Below are 13,186 nucleotides of genomic sequence, written 5' to 3' on the forward strand. Positions count from 1 at the left end.
CGCGCGGGCGGTGGCCCTAGGCCATGCGCGGGGGGCGGCGGCCGGGCGCGCGGCGCTCAGTTCAGCGTCGGCTCGCACCCGAAGAGCACGTCGAGCTTCGCATGCACCTCGCCTTGCACCGCCCTGCAGGACGCGGGGCAGAGGACGATCTTCTTCGGGAGCAGCTCGTCGTCGTAATACCACCCTGGCCCCGCGCCGCAGTCGTCCTCGCCGTCCGCCTTCGGGATCTCCAGCGCGCTGGCGCTCGCCGTCGCGAACTTCACCGCGACCCGGCTCGTGTCCAGCGTCGCGCCCGCGGGCGGGGCGGGGATGAGGAGCTCGCACGGCAGCGCCGACGCGCGGATCTCGGCCATCTTCGCCGAGAACGCGGCGACGTCCGCGGTGACGTCGAACGCGCGCGCCGTCCCGCCCGCGGCGGCGATCTGATCCAGGTTGGCCACGGTCGAGCCTTCCACGGCGACGACGTAGGTCTGGACACCGTTGTAGTTGAGCGCCCGCTGCGCGATCTGCGCGGTGCTCGCGACGGTGTTGTCGGCGCACCCGGAGGGATCGCCGTCGGTCGCGAGCACGACGATGACCTTGTGGGACGGGTTGGCGTCCTTGTAGGCGGTCGCGTTCGAGAGCACCCCCTGGAGGGCCGGGCGCATGGGCGTCCCCCCGCCCGGCGCGGTGCCCTGGATGGAGGCGCAGATCTCCGGCGTGTGCAGCGGCAGCTCCCCGATGGAGACCGCGAGCTCGTCATAGGCCGTGTGCTCGCAGTCGTTCGTTCCGTTGTTGCCGCGCGGGAAGTAGGTCAGCCCCACGTTCATCCCGGCGGAGGCGGCGTCGTTCACGAACGTGGAGAGCGCGCTCGTGACGCCCCTCCATTTCTCGCCGAGCATGCTCCCGGAGCGATCGAGCAGAATGAGCATATCGAGCGGCATGAGCGCGGCCGCCGCGCTCGTCTGGGCGCAGGAGGACCCCTCGTCGAAGCCGCCCTCGCCGGTCGCGCCGAACCCTCCCGCGCCGAGCGACGCGCCTCCGCCCGTGGCGCTCGCTCCGAAGGTGCCGCCGCCGTCCCCGCCGTCCTCCGGCGGGTCGACGCGCGCGGGCCTCCTCTCGTCGGTGGCCGCGCAGCCGCCCGATGGCGCGGCCAGCCCGGCGGCGACGAGGAAAGGGGCAAACACCAAATGACGTCGGAAGGACATCTCTGCGCTCCTCTTCAAATTGATGCGATGTGGCTCGCGGTCGCGAGGGCTCCACGCGCGAAGTGGTCTGTCTATCGAGGGGTGGCCGAGCTCCGAGACGATCTCGTCAGCATACTGCAACTCTCGAGGGAGGGGCGATAGGGGCTCTCCGGTTTGTGGGCCTTCTTGGCGACGTGATGTCTTTGCTCTCGTCGCTGTCTTTGCTTTCGTGGCTCCTCACGGCCTCTCGCGGCGCGAGAGGCCTCGTGTGCTCGTCGACGCCGCGCGCTGCTCCCCGCGTTCCGCGTTCGGCGCGCGCCGCGGCCGCCGGTGGCCGCGGCGCGCGCGGACCGTTCCGGGTGCTCGCGCGCCGGAACATCATGTTTCCTTGCGCAGCCGCGAAGGACGCGTAATTCCCACGAGGTGCGTCACGATTGCTCGAGAGAGGCGAACATGACTAGGTGGATTCCATGGGTAATTTACGCTGTCGCCCTGACGGATCTCGGCTGTTCGACCGCGACGTCCGCTGGCAGCTCGGGCGCGGCGGGTGACGGCGGCGCTGCCGGCGCGGCGGGCGCGAGCGGGGGCGGCGGGGGCGGGGCCGGCGCTCCGTGCGAGATCGACTGTTCGCTCGTCCCGACGCCGCAGTGCATGGCGGCCGTGTGCAACGAGGCGACGCGCAAGTGCGAGCTCGTCCCCAGCGCGGGCGGGGAGCCCTGCGACGACCGGGACGCCTGCACGGTCGGCGAGGCGTGCGCGGACGGCGCCTGTCAGGGCGGCGCGCAGGAGGACTGCGGTATCGAGCCGGACAGCTGTCATGTCGTCACGTGCGTCGACGCGCGCGGCGAGCCCCGTTGCGGGGTGGAGCCGAAGGAGGACGGGGCGCCGTGCGCGACGGAAGATCGCTGCGTCCTCAACGCCGCGTGCGCGGACGGCGCGTGCGTCGGGACCCAGCGGGATTGCTTCTTCTTCCAAGTGCCGGACTCCTGTCATGTGGGCGAGTGCAACCCGGCCACCGGTGCGTGCGAGGCGGTCCCCGGGAACGAGGGCGCGCCGTGCGCGGACTCCGGCGACCTGTGCATGGTCGGCAAGACCTGCCAGAGCGGCCGCTGCGAGGGAGGCGTCCCCAAGGACTGCAGCGCGCTGAGCGCCGGGTGCAACGATGGCGCCTGTGATCCGGGCTCTGGCAATTGCTATGCTGAGCCGATCGCGCCGGGCGGCGCCTGCCTCTCCGGGACCGACGAGTGCAATCGTGGCGTCTGCGACGAGCACGGCGCCTGTATTTCCATGCCTACCCCCGGGGCGTCGTGCTCTTCACAGACGGTCGGCTGCACGCGCGGCGTCTGCAGCGACGCCGGGGTGTGCACGGCGCGCTCGGTCCCCGACGGGGGCGTCTGCGTCGACAGCGACTGGTGCACCGTGGGGGAGTCCTGCCTGGCCGGCGTCTGCCAGGGCGGCGGCGCCGCGGCGACGCCGGCCGTCTATTTCCGGGATACGTTCGAGAGCAACGCGGCCGGGTGGGAGCTCGGTCCGACCTGGCAGATCGGCCCGGCGGCGGCGTCCACCGGGCAGAGCTACGGGCACGCCGATCCGGCGCTCGATCATACGGAGACGCCGGACAACGGGGTGGCCGGCGTGGTCATCGGAGGGAACGCGCCTCCCGGCGTTCACCCGTATTTCTATCTGACGAGCCCGGTGATCGACGCCGATGTCGAGGGCGGCGTGTATCTGACCTTCTGGCGCCTCCTGAACAGCGATGAGGCGCCCCACATGACGAACCGGGTCGAGGTCCACGACGGCGTCCGGTGGCATGTGCTCTTCGAGTCGGGGACCTACCCAGGCGTCCGCGACCCGGCCTGGACGAAGATCCGTTACGACCTGACCCCCCACAAAAGCGCGCGCCTGCGGATCCGGTTTGGCTACGAGATCGGGCGGGACTCCTTCGTCGACACCGTATCGAGCTGGAACATCGACGACGTGGAGATCGCGAACGCGGCTTGCCCGTAGCGCGCGACTCGGAGGCTCGGGCCAGCGAGGCGCGGAGGGCGCGCGGCGGCACAGGGGCGCTGCGCGCTCCGCGCGGCGGCTCGAGGAGCCGCCGCCCCGGCTCACCGCTCCACGACCGGCGCGAGCGCGGCGGCGATCGCGCGGGAGACCTCCTCGACCGCGCCACCCCCGTCGATGTGGATGACGCGGTCCCCCGGCACGAGCTCCTCCGCCCGGCGGTAGGCCTCCGCGAGCCGCGCCTGCAGCTCGGTCTTCTCGAACAGCTCCTCCGCCCCCCCGCGGCGGCGGCGCCGCTGCTCGGCGATCTCCGGCGCGACGTCGATCACCACCGTGGCGTCGGGCCGCCGTGCGTAACGGTTCAGCGTCCGGATCCATTCGAGGATATCCCCGGGCTCCCCGCCGCCGGCCGCCGTCGTGGACTGGTAGGCGAGGCTCGAGAGGTCGTAGCGATCCGAGATCACGACGTACCCGTCGCGGAGGAGCGGCTCGACCTCCGCGCCGAGGTGATCGAGGCGGTCGGCCGAGAAGAGGAGCGCCATCACCTCGGCCTGGCGGGCGCTGGGCAGCGAGATCCGGTGGGTCAGCACCTGCCGGAGCAGCGCACCCACCGGCCCGGCGCTCGGCTCGCGGGTGACATGGACGAGGCGCCGCGCGGCCCTGAGGTGCGCCGCGTAGCGCTCGGCCTGCGTGCTCGTGCCGGCGCCGTCGATGCCCTCGAAGACGAGGAAGACGCCGCGGCCGGCCTGTCCGGCCGGGCGCGGGGACGGGGTGGGGCCCTCCTGCTCGGCGCTCGTCCTCGCCATCATCTACCCGATCTCCTCGGCCGCGACGGGCGGCGCGTCCTCCCCGAGGACGACGTTGTCGATGAGGCGCGCCGTCCCGAGGCGGACGGCGACCGCGAGCAGCGCCCGGTCGCCGACCGCGGCTTCCTCGCTCCGGATCGCGAGGGACTCCGGGTCGGCGAGGTCGACGTAATCGATGCTCGTCGCCACGGCCGCGAGGCGCGCGCGCGCCGGCTCGAGGAGCGCGGCGGGGCGCCGCTCGCCGCGGGAGAAGGCGCGGCACGCCTCGGCCAGCGCGCGCGGGATGGCGCGCGCCGCGCTCCGCTGCTCGGGCGAGAGGTAGGCGTTGCGCGACGACATGGCGAGGCCGTCGGGCTCGCGCACCGTCGTCGACCCCACGACCTCGACGGGCAGGAACAGGTCGGCGACGAGCCGCCGGATCACCTGGAGCTGCTGGTAGTCCTTCCGGCCGAAGACGGCGACGCACGGGCCGGCGAGCGCGAGCAGCTTCGCGACCACGGTGGCGACGCCCTCGAAGTGCCCGGGCCGGTGGACGCCGCAGAGCGGGGCCGCCGTCGCGCCGACGCGCACGCGCGTCTCCTCGCCGGGCGGGTACATCGCGTCGACGTCCGGAGCGAACACGCCGGCGGCGCCGGCCTCGGTGCAGGCGGAACGGTCGCGCTCGAGCGTCCGCGGGTAGCGCGCGAGGTCCTCGCCCGCGCCGAACTGCGTCGGGTTGACGAAGATGGTCACCGCCACGAAGTCCGCTCTCCGCCGCGCTTCGGCGATCAGCGCGAGGTGGCCTGCGTGGAGCGCGCCCATCGTCGGAACGAGGCCGACGCGGCGCCCCGCCGCGCGCGCCCGCTCGCAAGCGCGCCTCAGCTCGTCCGGATGTCGCCAGAATTCCATGGGCGGACCCTACCAGACCTGGGCTAAATTCGGAGCTTCGACCATGATCGACCTGCCCTCTTCCAGCGACACCACCTTCGCCTCCGGCCCAGGCGGCGACTCGGATACCGCTCAGGCCGACCGGCCCGCCGCGGGCTCCGGCGACTCGGCCGGCGCGAGGTCGGGGTCGAGCGCCGCCCCGGCGAGCGGCCCGGTGTCGATCCCTGCCGCGTCGGGGCCGATCCCGATCGAGGGGGACCCGAATCATTACTTGAACCGGGAGCTCTCGTGGCTCGAGTTCAACGCGCGGGTGCTGGCGGAGGCGAGATCGCACGAGGTGCCGCTGTTCGAGCGCCTCAAGTTCCTGAGCATCTTCTTCTCCAACCTCGACGAGTTCTTCATGGTGCGCGTCGCCGGCCTGCAGGCGCAGACGCTGCGCACGATCGCGGAGGTCCCGCCGGACGGGCTCACGCCGCACGAGCAGCTCGTGGCGATCGGCGCGCGGGTCCACGCGCTCGTCGACGACGCCTACCAGCTGTGGAACTCGGACCTCATCCCGTCGCTCCAGCGCGCCGGCATCGTGATCGTCAAGCCGGACGAGCTCGGCCCGACAGAGCTCAGCGCGCTCGACGATCGGTTCCGCACGGACATCTTCCCGATCCTCACGCCGATCGCCATCGACCCGGGGCACCCGTTCCCGCACCTGCGCAACAAGATGATCAACCTCGGGATCATGTTCTCCCGGGAGCACGAGGCGCAGGAGCCCGGCTTCGCGGTCATCCAGGTGCCGCCGATGCTGAGCCGGCTGATGAAGGTCCGCGTGGAGGGCGCGACGCGCGCCTTCGTCCTGCTCGAGGACGTGATCGCCCGCCACGTGAAGGATTTCTTCCCCTCCGGCAGGCTGCGCGGCACGTACCCCTTCCGCGTCACCCGGAACTGGGACCTCGAGATCGACGAGGAGGAGGGCGAGGACCTCCTCGAGACCATCCAGGCCGAGCTCCGCCGGCGCGACCGCGGCAACGCCGTGCGGCTGGAGATCGGCATCGGCGAGGGCGCCGGCACCTCGGTCCAGCGGCTCTGCCGCGCCCTCAAGGTCGACGCGTCGCTCGCCGTCTACCGGGTGCCTGGGCCGCTCCACATCGCCGATCTCATGGGCATCGTCGCGGACGACGAGCGTCGCGAGTACCGCGACGAGCCGTTCTCGCCGCAGGTCCCGCCGCTCTTCCGCGACGTCGAGGACATCTTCGCCGTCATCCGGGAGCAGGACGTGCTCCTGCACCACCCGTACGAGTCGTTCGATCCGATCGCCGAGTTCGTCTCCCGCGCGGCGGACGATCCGAACGTCCTCGCGATCAAGCAGACGCTCTACCGGACCGGCGGTGACTCGCCGATCTTGAAGGCGCTCGCGCGCGCGGCCGAGAGCGGCAAGCAGGTGACGGCCATCGTCGAGCTGAAGGCGCGCTTCGACGAGGCGAGCAACATCCAGTGGGCGAGGACGCTCGAGCAGAGCGGCGTGCAGGTGATCTACGGCCTGCTCGGGCTGAAGACGCACGCGAAGGCGCTGCTGGTCGTGCGGCGCGAGAAGGACAAGCTGCGCCGCTACGTGCACCTGTCGACGGGCAACTACAACCCGCAGACCGCGCGGCTCTACACCGACATCGGCCTGTTCACCGCGAACCGGGAGATCGGCGAGGACATGACGTCGCTCTTCAACCTGCTGACCGGCTACAGCGCGCCGCCCAAGTGGAACCGCCTCATCGTGGCGCCGCTCGGCCTGCACGAGGCGGTGCTGGGGCTCATCGCGCGCGAGGCGGCGCACGCGCGGGCCGGGCGCAAGGCGGAGATCGTGGCGCAGATGAACGCGCTCGTGGACGTCGACGTCATCGACGCGCTCTACGCGGCGTCGCAGGCCGGGGTCGACATCAAGCTCGCGGTGCGCGGCATCTGCTGCCTTCGGCCGGGGATCCCGGGCCTCTCGGAGCGGATCCAGGTGCGCGCGATCGTCGATCGCTTCCTCGAGCACAAGCGGCTGTTCCGGTTCGCGAACGGCGGCAACGAGGAGGTCTACATGTCGAGCGCCGACTGGATGCCGCGCAATTTCCACCGCCGGGTGGAGCTGATGGTCCCGATCATCGAGCCGGCCATCCGCTCGCGCGTCGACGACATGCTGAACACCGTGACCTCGGACACGGCGAAGACCTGGGAGCTCGCGAGCGACGGCAGCTACCACAAGCTCCAGCTGCCCGGCGGCGCCCCGCCGCTGCGGTCGCAGCAGCGCTTCATCGAGCTCGCGCGCGAGCGGGTGAAGCTCAGCGATCCGCTGGCGCGCGGCGGCGGGCGCTTCCACATCCTCCGCGTGCCCGCGAGCGCGCCGGACGGGGAGTCGCGGCACCGCAAGGGCGGCAAGAAGAAGAAGGGCCTGTCCTGAGCGACGGCGCGCCCGGGCGGGCAGTGCTCAAAATTGAACATGAAGGCGGGAAGGCGGAAGAAAAGATCAATGATCTTCCTGCCTTCCCGCCTTCATGTGAACTCTCTCCGGGCAAATTTGAGCACTACCCGGGCGCGAGCGAGGGAGCGGCGTCAGAACCGCGGTGCGCGGGCCGGGTGCGGGCGAGCGAGCGGCGTCAGAACCGCGTCCGCAGCGCGGCGGAGCCCGGGCCGAACGAGAGCGTCGTCTGGGCGGGCTCCTCGGGCGCCTCGGCGTTGGCCGGCACCTTCTTGCCGCCGATGACCCAGAGCGGGATGCCCACGGCGAGCATGATGCCGCCTCCGATCGCGACGAGCGCGCCGGCGACCTGGCGGGGGCCGTCGGTGCGCGTGTCGCAGATGCCGATGAAGCCGTCGCGATCGCAATAGATCTCGTAACGCTCGCTCGCCGAGGCGAGCAGGCCGGTGCCGGCGAAGAACGCGATCGTGCCGCCGGCGGTGAGCGCGATGCCGCCCAGCATCAAGCCCGGGCTGTTCCGGCGCATCGGGACCGGCGGCGGCGCAGGCGGCATGTCCTCGGCGCGCGACGGGTAGCCCGGCGGGAGCGGCGGGTAGGCGCCGCCGTAGGGCGCGTAGCCGCCGGGGTAGCCGGGCGGCGGGTAGCCGGGCGGCGGCGGGTAGCCGGGCGGCGGGTAGCCGGGCGATGCTCCCGGCGCGGGCGGAGGGACCTGCTGCGGCGGCGCGGGGTATGGCGCCGCAGGGTACGGGGCCGCAGGGGAGGGCGGCGCGGCGCCGGGCGGCGCGCCGCCGTCGGGCGCAACGGGAGCCGGCGTCGCAGCGTCCGTCGCCGCCGGGGGAGCGCTGCCGGGCTGCGGCGCAGCGGGCGACGCAGCGCCCGGCGGCGCCGCGCCCGGCTGCGCCGTGACCGGCGGCGCAGCGGCCGCGCCGGGCTGCCGTGGAGCGGCCCCTGGATGGGCCGGCGGCGCCCCAAGAGGCTGCCGTTGCGGCGCCGGTTGCGCGGCCGAGGTCGTCGCGATGAGGAGGCCGGACAGCGCGACGCCGAGCGGCACGGCGAGCGTCCGCCCGCAGGAGAGCGGCGATCGGCGCGGCGTTCGGGAGGCGTCGGGCGAAGCATTCAAGCGAAGCATCTCGGGCGTCCTTTCATCGCAGCGGTTTCGGTCAATCGTACGGAGCGTCGGCGGGCCGCGGCGCTGGCTCCGGTCGCGGCGTGGCTCCGGCCGGCGGCGTGGTTCCGGCCTGCGGCGTGGCTCCGGCCGGCGGCGTGGCTCCGGCCTGCGGCGTGGCTCCGGCCGGCGGCGTGGCTCCGGCCGGCGGCGTGGCTCCGGCCGGCGGCGTGGCTCCGGCCGGCGCCGTCGTGCCCGCTGCCTGCGTTGCCGAGGCCTGCGGCGTGGCTCCGGCCGGCACGGCGGCTGGCTTCGCCGCGCTCGCGCGTTTCTTCGGCGGCGCTGCCGCCGCCGACGCCGCGCCCGCCGTTTCCGCCGGCGGGGCGGCGCTGGTCGCAGCGCGCTGCGAGGCTGCAGCGCTCGCCGGCGCCGCTGCGGTCGCTTCGGCCGTCACGATGGTCGGCGGCGACGAGTCGACGGGAGGCCGCGCCGGCGGCTCGCTCGCCTCCGCCGGCGCAGCAGGAGGCGCGCTGGAGGCCTCCGGCGCGGCGGGCTCCTGCGGCGGGCGAGCGGCGCTCGCGGGCTCTGCCCTGGCGCGCTCCGGCGCGCGGGGCGACTGCGCGACGAACACGATCACCGCGGCGAGCGCCACGATGCCCAGGAAGACGAGGAGCACGCGATCTCTCCCCGCCTTCGAGCGCGCCCCGCCGCCGCGGGCTCGCGCGGGCTCCGCGGCCTTCGCGGCGGCGGCGCCGCGCGCTCGCGCGCGGAGCGCGTCGTCGCCCGCGCGTCCCTCGCGGCCCGTCGCGGGATCGGCCCGTGCTCGATCCGCCGCGCCGTCGACCGGGTCGCTGCGCGACGGCGGTCCCGCGATCCTCGCGTCCACGCGGGACGCAGCCCCTGACGTGGCGCCGCTCTGCGGCGCCCTCCGCCGGCTTTCTTTACGCTGAGCGCGTGAAAGCTTTTTCGCCACGCAGCGACCGTACCGAACAGCAGCCGGGCCGCCAAGAGCCGCGGGCGCACATCGGCGTCCGCTTCGTGCCGCGCGCCAGCGCCCTGCGCAGCGCTCCTCCCGAGCGCGCCGCGCCCCCAGAGCGCGGGTCGCGCGCCGGGCAACCAGAGCGCGCGGGTCGCGCGCCGGTCAACCAGAGCGCGCGGGTCGCGCGCCGGTCAACCAGAGCGCGCGGGTCGCGCGCCGGTCAACCAGAGCGCGCGGGTCGCGCGCCGGTCAACCAGAGCGCGCGGGTCGCGCGCCGGTCAACCAGAGCGCGCGGGTCGCGCGCCGATCAACCGCGTCGAGGACGCGCCCGCGCACCGCACCCACGCCGAAGAAGCGCCAAAGATCCGCCAAAAATCAGCGCGCGGACGCATCCAGCAGGAACGGGCGTCGTACCGCTTGACATGGTTCGGCTCCTGGGTATCCTGCGCGTCCCCATCCCTCAGGTGGAAATCCGCGTCTCTATGCCGACCATCAGCCAGCTCATCCGCCAAGGCCGCGAGGCCGCCCGCTACAAGACGGCCTCTCCTGCGCTCAAGTCCTGCCCGCAGCGGCGAGGCGTGTGCGTACGTGTTTATACCACGACGCCGAAGAAGCCCAACTCGGCGCTCCGCAAGGTCTGCCGTGTCAGGCTGAGCAACCAGATGGAAGTGACGAGCTACATCCCGGGCGAAGGCCACAACCTGCAGGAGCACTCGGTCGTCCTCATCCGTGGCGGCCGCGTGAAGGACCTGCCGGGCGTGCGCTACCACGTCGTCCGCGGCACGCTCGACGCGTCCGGCGCCGCCGGGCCGAGCTCCACCAACAAAGCCACCCGCAACCGCAAGCGCTCGAAGTACGGCGTGAAGCGCCCGAAGGCCTGACCGGTCGATAGCCGAGCAGAGGAACGAAGATGCCCCGTCGTCGCGAAGTCCCGAAGCGGAAGATCATTCCGGACCCGAAGTACAAGGACAAGCTCGTCGCCAAGTTCACGAACTCCCTGATGCAGTCGGGCAAGAAGGCGACGGCCGAGGGGATCCTCTACGGCGCGTTCGACATCGTGCGCGACCGCTTCAAGGAGGAGCCGATCGACGTCTTCCGGAAGGCGCTCGACAACGTGAAGCCGAAGCTCGAGGTGAAGAGCCGGCGCGTCGGCGGCGCGACCTACCAGGTCCCCGTCGAGGTCCGCCCGGAGCGGCGCGTCGCGCTGGCGATGCGGTGGCTCGTGACCTACTCCCGCGGCCGCGGCGAGAAGACGATGCGCGAGCGGCTCGCCGCCGAGCTCGTCGACGCGGCGCAGAACCGCGGCAACGCGGTCAAGAAGCGGGACGACACGCACAAGATGGCGGAGGCCAACAAGGCGTTCGCCCACTACCGGTGGTAGGTCACCGAGGCGGCCAGCGCGGATCCCGGATCTGCGCTGGTTCGCCATTTGACGATTCGTCACGTCGCATTCCCAGGCGAGGAGACGCGTAGAGCGAGATGGCACAGTCGACATAAGGATCGGGTTACAGAGCCGGTCTTCTCGAGGGAGCGCGACAGCGCTCGCCGCCCGGAGACCTAGAAAAGCTGCTGCTGTACCCCGACACCCTCTCCAGGTTCAAGTGCCCGCCACAACGGAGGCGGGACGGGCTGGAGAGGGTGTTTTGCATCCTGAGTCCGGAACCCTCACCCCACGCATCACACGACGGAGAAGGAAAAGTGGCACGCGAGTACAGCCTGGAACGGACGCGCAACATCGGGATCATGGCCCACATCGACGCGGGCAAGACGACGGTCACCGAGCGCATCCTTTATTACTCGGGTGTCAACTACAAGATCGGCGAGGTCCACGAGGGCGCCGCCACGATGGACTGGATGGTCCAGGAGCAGGAGCGCGGCATCACCATCACGTCCGCCGCGACGAACTGCTTCTGGTCGCCGGAGCAGGGGCCCCAGAAGGGCGTCTCTCACCGGATCAACATCATCGACACCCCCGGTCACGTCGACTTCACGATCGAGGTCGAGCGCAGCCTCCGCGTGCTCGACGGCGCGGTCGCGGTGTTCGACGGCGGCAACGGCGTCGAGCCGCAGAGCGAGACCGTCTGGCGGCAGGCGGACAAGTACGGCGTCCCCCGCATCGCGTTCATCAACAAGATGGACAAGGTCGGCGCCGACTTCGAGATGTGCGTCGACTCGATCCGCGAGCGCCTCGGCGCGACCCCGGTGGCGATCCACTACCCGCTCGGCGCGGAGGACTCGTTCCGCGGCGTCATCGACCTCGTGACCCTCCGGGCCGCCGTCTTCGACGAGGAGACGAAGGGCCAGCGCTACGAGTGGCAGGAGATCCCGGCCGACCTCTTGCCGCGGTGCAAGGAGCTCCGGGAGAAGCTCATCGAGGCGTGCGCCGACGCGAGCGACAAGGTGATGGAGAAGTTCATCGCCGGCGACTTCGACCAGATCACCGAGCAGGAGATCCACGCGGCGCTCCGCGCGGGCACCCTCAGCTTCAAGTTCGTCCCGGTCCTGTGCGGCTCGGCGTTCAAGAACAAGGGGGTTCAGCTGCTGCTCGACGGCGTGGTGAACTACCTGCCGTCGCCGGTCGACATCCCGGCCGTCGAGGGGACGCTGCCCGACAAGAAGGACAAGGTCGTCGCGCGCAAGGCGGGCGACGACGAGCCGTTCGCCGCCCTGGCGTTCAAGATCATGAACGACCAGTTCGGCAACCTCACCTTCTTCCGCGTCTACTCCGGCACGACGAAGAGCGGCGTCAGCGTGCTCAACTCGACCCGCGGCAAGCGGGAGCGGTTCGGGCGCATCCTCCGGATGCACGCGAACAAGCGCGAGGAGATCGACGTCTGCTACGCCGGCAACATCTACGCCGCCGTCGGGCTGCGCGACACCCGCACCGGGGACACGCTCTGCGACGAGAAGCACCCGATCGTGCTGGAGCGGATGGAGTTCCCCGACCCGGTGATCTCGATCGCCATCGAGCCGAAGACCAAGGTCGATCTCGACAAGCTCGGGCTCAGCCTGCAGAAGCTCGCGTATGAAGATCCCTCGTTCCGCACCTACACGAACGAGGACACGGGGCAGACGATCATCGCCGGGATGGGCGAGCTCCACCTGGAGATCATCGTCGACCGCCTGAAGCGCGAGTTCAAGGTCGACGCCAACGTCGGCAAGCCCGAGGTCGCCTACCGCGAGACCATCTCGAAGAAGGCGACCGACGTCGAGGGGCGCTTCGTCCGGCAGTCGGGCGGGCACGGCCAGTTCGGCCACGTGCGGATCGACATCGAGCCGGCCGAGCGCGGCGCGGGCTTCGTGTTCGAGAACGCGATCGTCGGCGGCATCATCCCGAAGGAGTTCATCCCCTCGATCGAGAAGGGCATCCGGGACGCGATGGGCCGCGGCGTGCTCGCGGGCTACCCGGTCGTCGACATCAAGGTGCGGCTCCACTTCGGCAGCTACCACGAGGTCGACTCCTCGGGGCCCGCGTTCGAGGTCGCCGCGTCGATGGCCTTCCAGGACGGCGCGAAGAGGGCGGGCCTCGTCCTCCTCGAGCCGATGATGGCCGTCGAGGTTGTGTCTCCCGAGAACTACCTCGGGGACGTCATCGGCGACCTCAACTCGCGACGTGGCCGCATCATCGATATGGGGCAACGCGCGAACACCCGGGTGATCCGCGCGGAGGTCCCGCTCGCCACCATGTTCGGTTACGCGACCGACGTCCGTTCCAAGACGCAGGGCCGCGCGACTCATTCGATGCAGTTCTCTCATTACGCACCGGTTCCGGCCGCGATCCAGGAAGAGATCGTCGCCAAGCAGCGAGGTTAA

At 71.7% G+C, this 13,186-nt stretch carries 10 protein-coding genes; 6 read left to right on the forward strand and 4 right to left on the reverse strand.

The window, feature by feature from the left end; genetic code table 11:
- Positions 1–56: 56 nt before the first annotated feature.
- Positions 57–1,187 (reverse strand): vWA domain-containing protein, encoded by a 1,131-nt coding sequence (locus WMF26_RS06030; RefSeq protein WP_437999530.1) that lies wholly within the window; start codon positions 1,185–1,187, stop codon positions 57–59.
- 630 nt (positions 1,188–1,817) lie between these two features.
- On the opposite strand from WMF26_RS06030, the gene WMF26_RS06035 reads away from it, so the two are divergent.
- Entirely contained in the window at positions 1,818–3,173 is a 1,356-nt protein-coding gene (locus WMF26_RS06035; RefSeq protein WP_437999531.1) for a hypothetical protein, read from the forward strand.
- A gap of 101 nt (positions 3,174–3,274) precedes the next feature.
- Here WMF26_RS06035 and tmk read toward each other — a convergent pair whose 3' ends face one another.
- Both tmk and panC read right to left on the reverse strand, forming a co-directional pair.
- Positions 3,275–3,979, reverse strand: coding sequence for a dTMP kinase (tmk, locus tag WMF26_RS06040; protein WP_437999532.1), 705 nt, complete (start codon positions 3,977–3,979; stop codon positions 3,275–3,277).
- Positions 3,980–4,864, reverse strand: coding sequence for a pantoate--beta-alanine ligase (panC, locus tag WMF26_RS06045; RefSeq protein WP_437999533.1), 885 nt, complete (start codon positions 4,862–4,864; stop codon positions 3,980–3,982).
- Positions 4,865–4,907: 43 nt separating this feature from the next.
- Here panC and ppk1 point away from each other — a divergent pair, with 43 nt between their 5' ends.
- Complete coding sequence (ppk1, locus tag WMF26_RS06050) at positions 4,908–7,271, forward strand: polyphosphate kinase 1 (RefSeq protein ID WP_437999534.1); 2,364 nt, start codon at positions 4,908–4,910, stop codon at positions 7,269–7,271.
- A 196-nt stretch (positions 7,272–7,467) separates the two neighbouring features.
- Here the strand turns inward: ppk1 and WMF26_RS06055 are convergent, their stop codons facing one another.
- Positions 7,468–8,418 (reverse strand): hypothetical protein, encoded by a 951-nt coding sequence (locus tag WMF26_RS06055; RefSeq protein WP_437999535.1) that lies wholly within the window; start codon positions 8,416–8,418, stop codon positions 7,468–7,470.
- An 80-nt stretch (positions 8,419–8,498) separates the two neighbouring features.
- Between WMF26_RS06055 and WMF26_RS06060 the strand changes: the two genes are divergently transcribed.
- From WMF26_RS06060 to fusA, 4 genes are all read left to right on the forward strand, one after another.
- The gene (locus WMF26_RS06060) at positions 8,499–9,344 is read left to right on the forward strand and encodes a hypothetical protein (protein WP_437999536.1); all 846 of its coding nucleotides are present in this window, start codon (positions 8,499–8,501) and stop codon (positions 9,342–9,344) included.
- Between the two features lie 511 nt (positions 9,345–9,855).
- A complete protein-coding gene (rpsL, locus tag WMF26_RS06065; RefSeq protein WP_012233473.1) occupies positions 9,856–10,254 on the forward strand; it encodes a 30S ribosomal protein S12 in 399 nt (132 codons plus the stop codon).
- Between the two features lie 29 nt (positions 10,255–10,283).
- Positions 10,284–10,754: a 30S ribosomal protein S7 gene (gene rpsG / locus WMF26_RS06070; RefSeq protein WP_012233474.1), complete on the forward strand. Its 471-nt coding sequence runs from the start codon at positions 10,284–10,286 to the stop codon at positions 10,752–10,754.
- A 317-nt stretch (positions 10,755–11,071) separates the two neighbouring features.
- Positions 11,072–13,186 (forward strand): elongation factor G, encoded by a 2,115-nt coding sequence (fusA, locus tag WMF26_RS06075; RefSeq protein WP_437999537.1) that lies wholly within the window; start codon positions 11,072–11,074, stop codon positions 13,184–13,186.

The organism is Sorangium sp. So ce185, assembly GCF_051526825.1.
In the GTDB taxonomy this organism is placed as follows: Bacteria; Myxococcota_A; Polyangia; order Polyangiales; family Polyangiaceae; genus Sorangium; species Sorangium cellulosum_D.

Excerpts from the sequence above, each read along its gene's own strand:
- WMF26_RS06035 (WP_437999531.1), top strand. The coding sequence starts at position 1,818 with ATGGCGGCCGTGTGCAACGAGGCGACGCGCAAGTGCGAGCTCGTCCCC.
- WMF26_RS06055 (WP_437999535.1), bottom strand. The coding sequence starts at position 8,418 with ATGCTTCGCTTGAATGCTTCGCCCGACGCCTCCCGAACGCCGCGCCGA.
- rpsG (WP_012233474.1), top strand. The coding sequence starts at position 10,284 with ATGCCCCGTCGTCGCGAAGTCCCGAAGCGGAAGATCATTCCGGACCCG.
- ppk1 (WP_437999534.1), top strand. The coding sequence starts at position 4,908 with ATGATCGACCTGCCCTCTTCCAGCGACACCACCTTCGCCTCCGGCCCA.
- rpsL (WP_012233473.1), top strand. The coding sequence starts at position 9,856 with ATGCCGACCATCAGCCAGCTCATCCGCCAAGGCCGCGAGGCCGCCCGC.
- tmk (WP_437999532.1), bottom strand. The coding sequence starts at position 3,979 with ATGATGGCGAGGACGAGCGCCGAGCAGGAGGGCCCCACCCCGTCCCCG.
- panC (WP_437999533.1), bottom strand. The coding sequence starts at position 4,864 with ATGGAATTCTGGCGACATCCGGACGAGCTGAGGCGCGCTTGCGAGCGG.
- WMF26_RS06030 (WP_437999530.1), bottom strand. The coding sequence starts at position 1,187 with ATGTCCTTCCGACGTCATTTGGTGTTTGCCCCTTTCCTCGTCGCCGCC.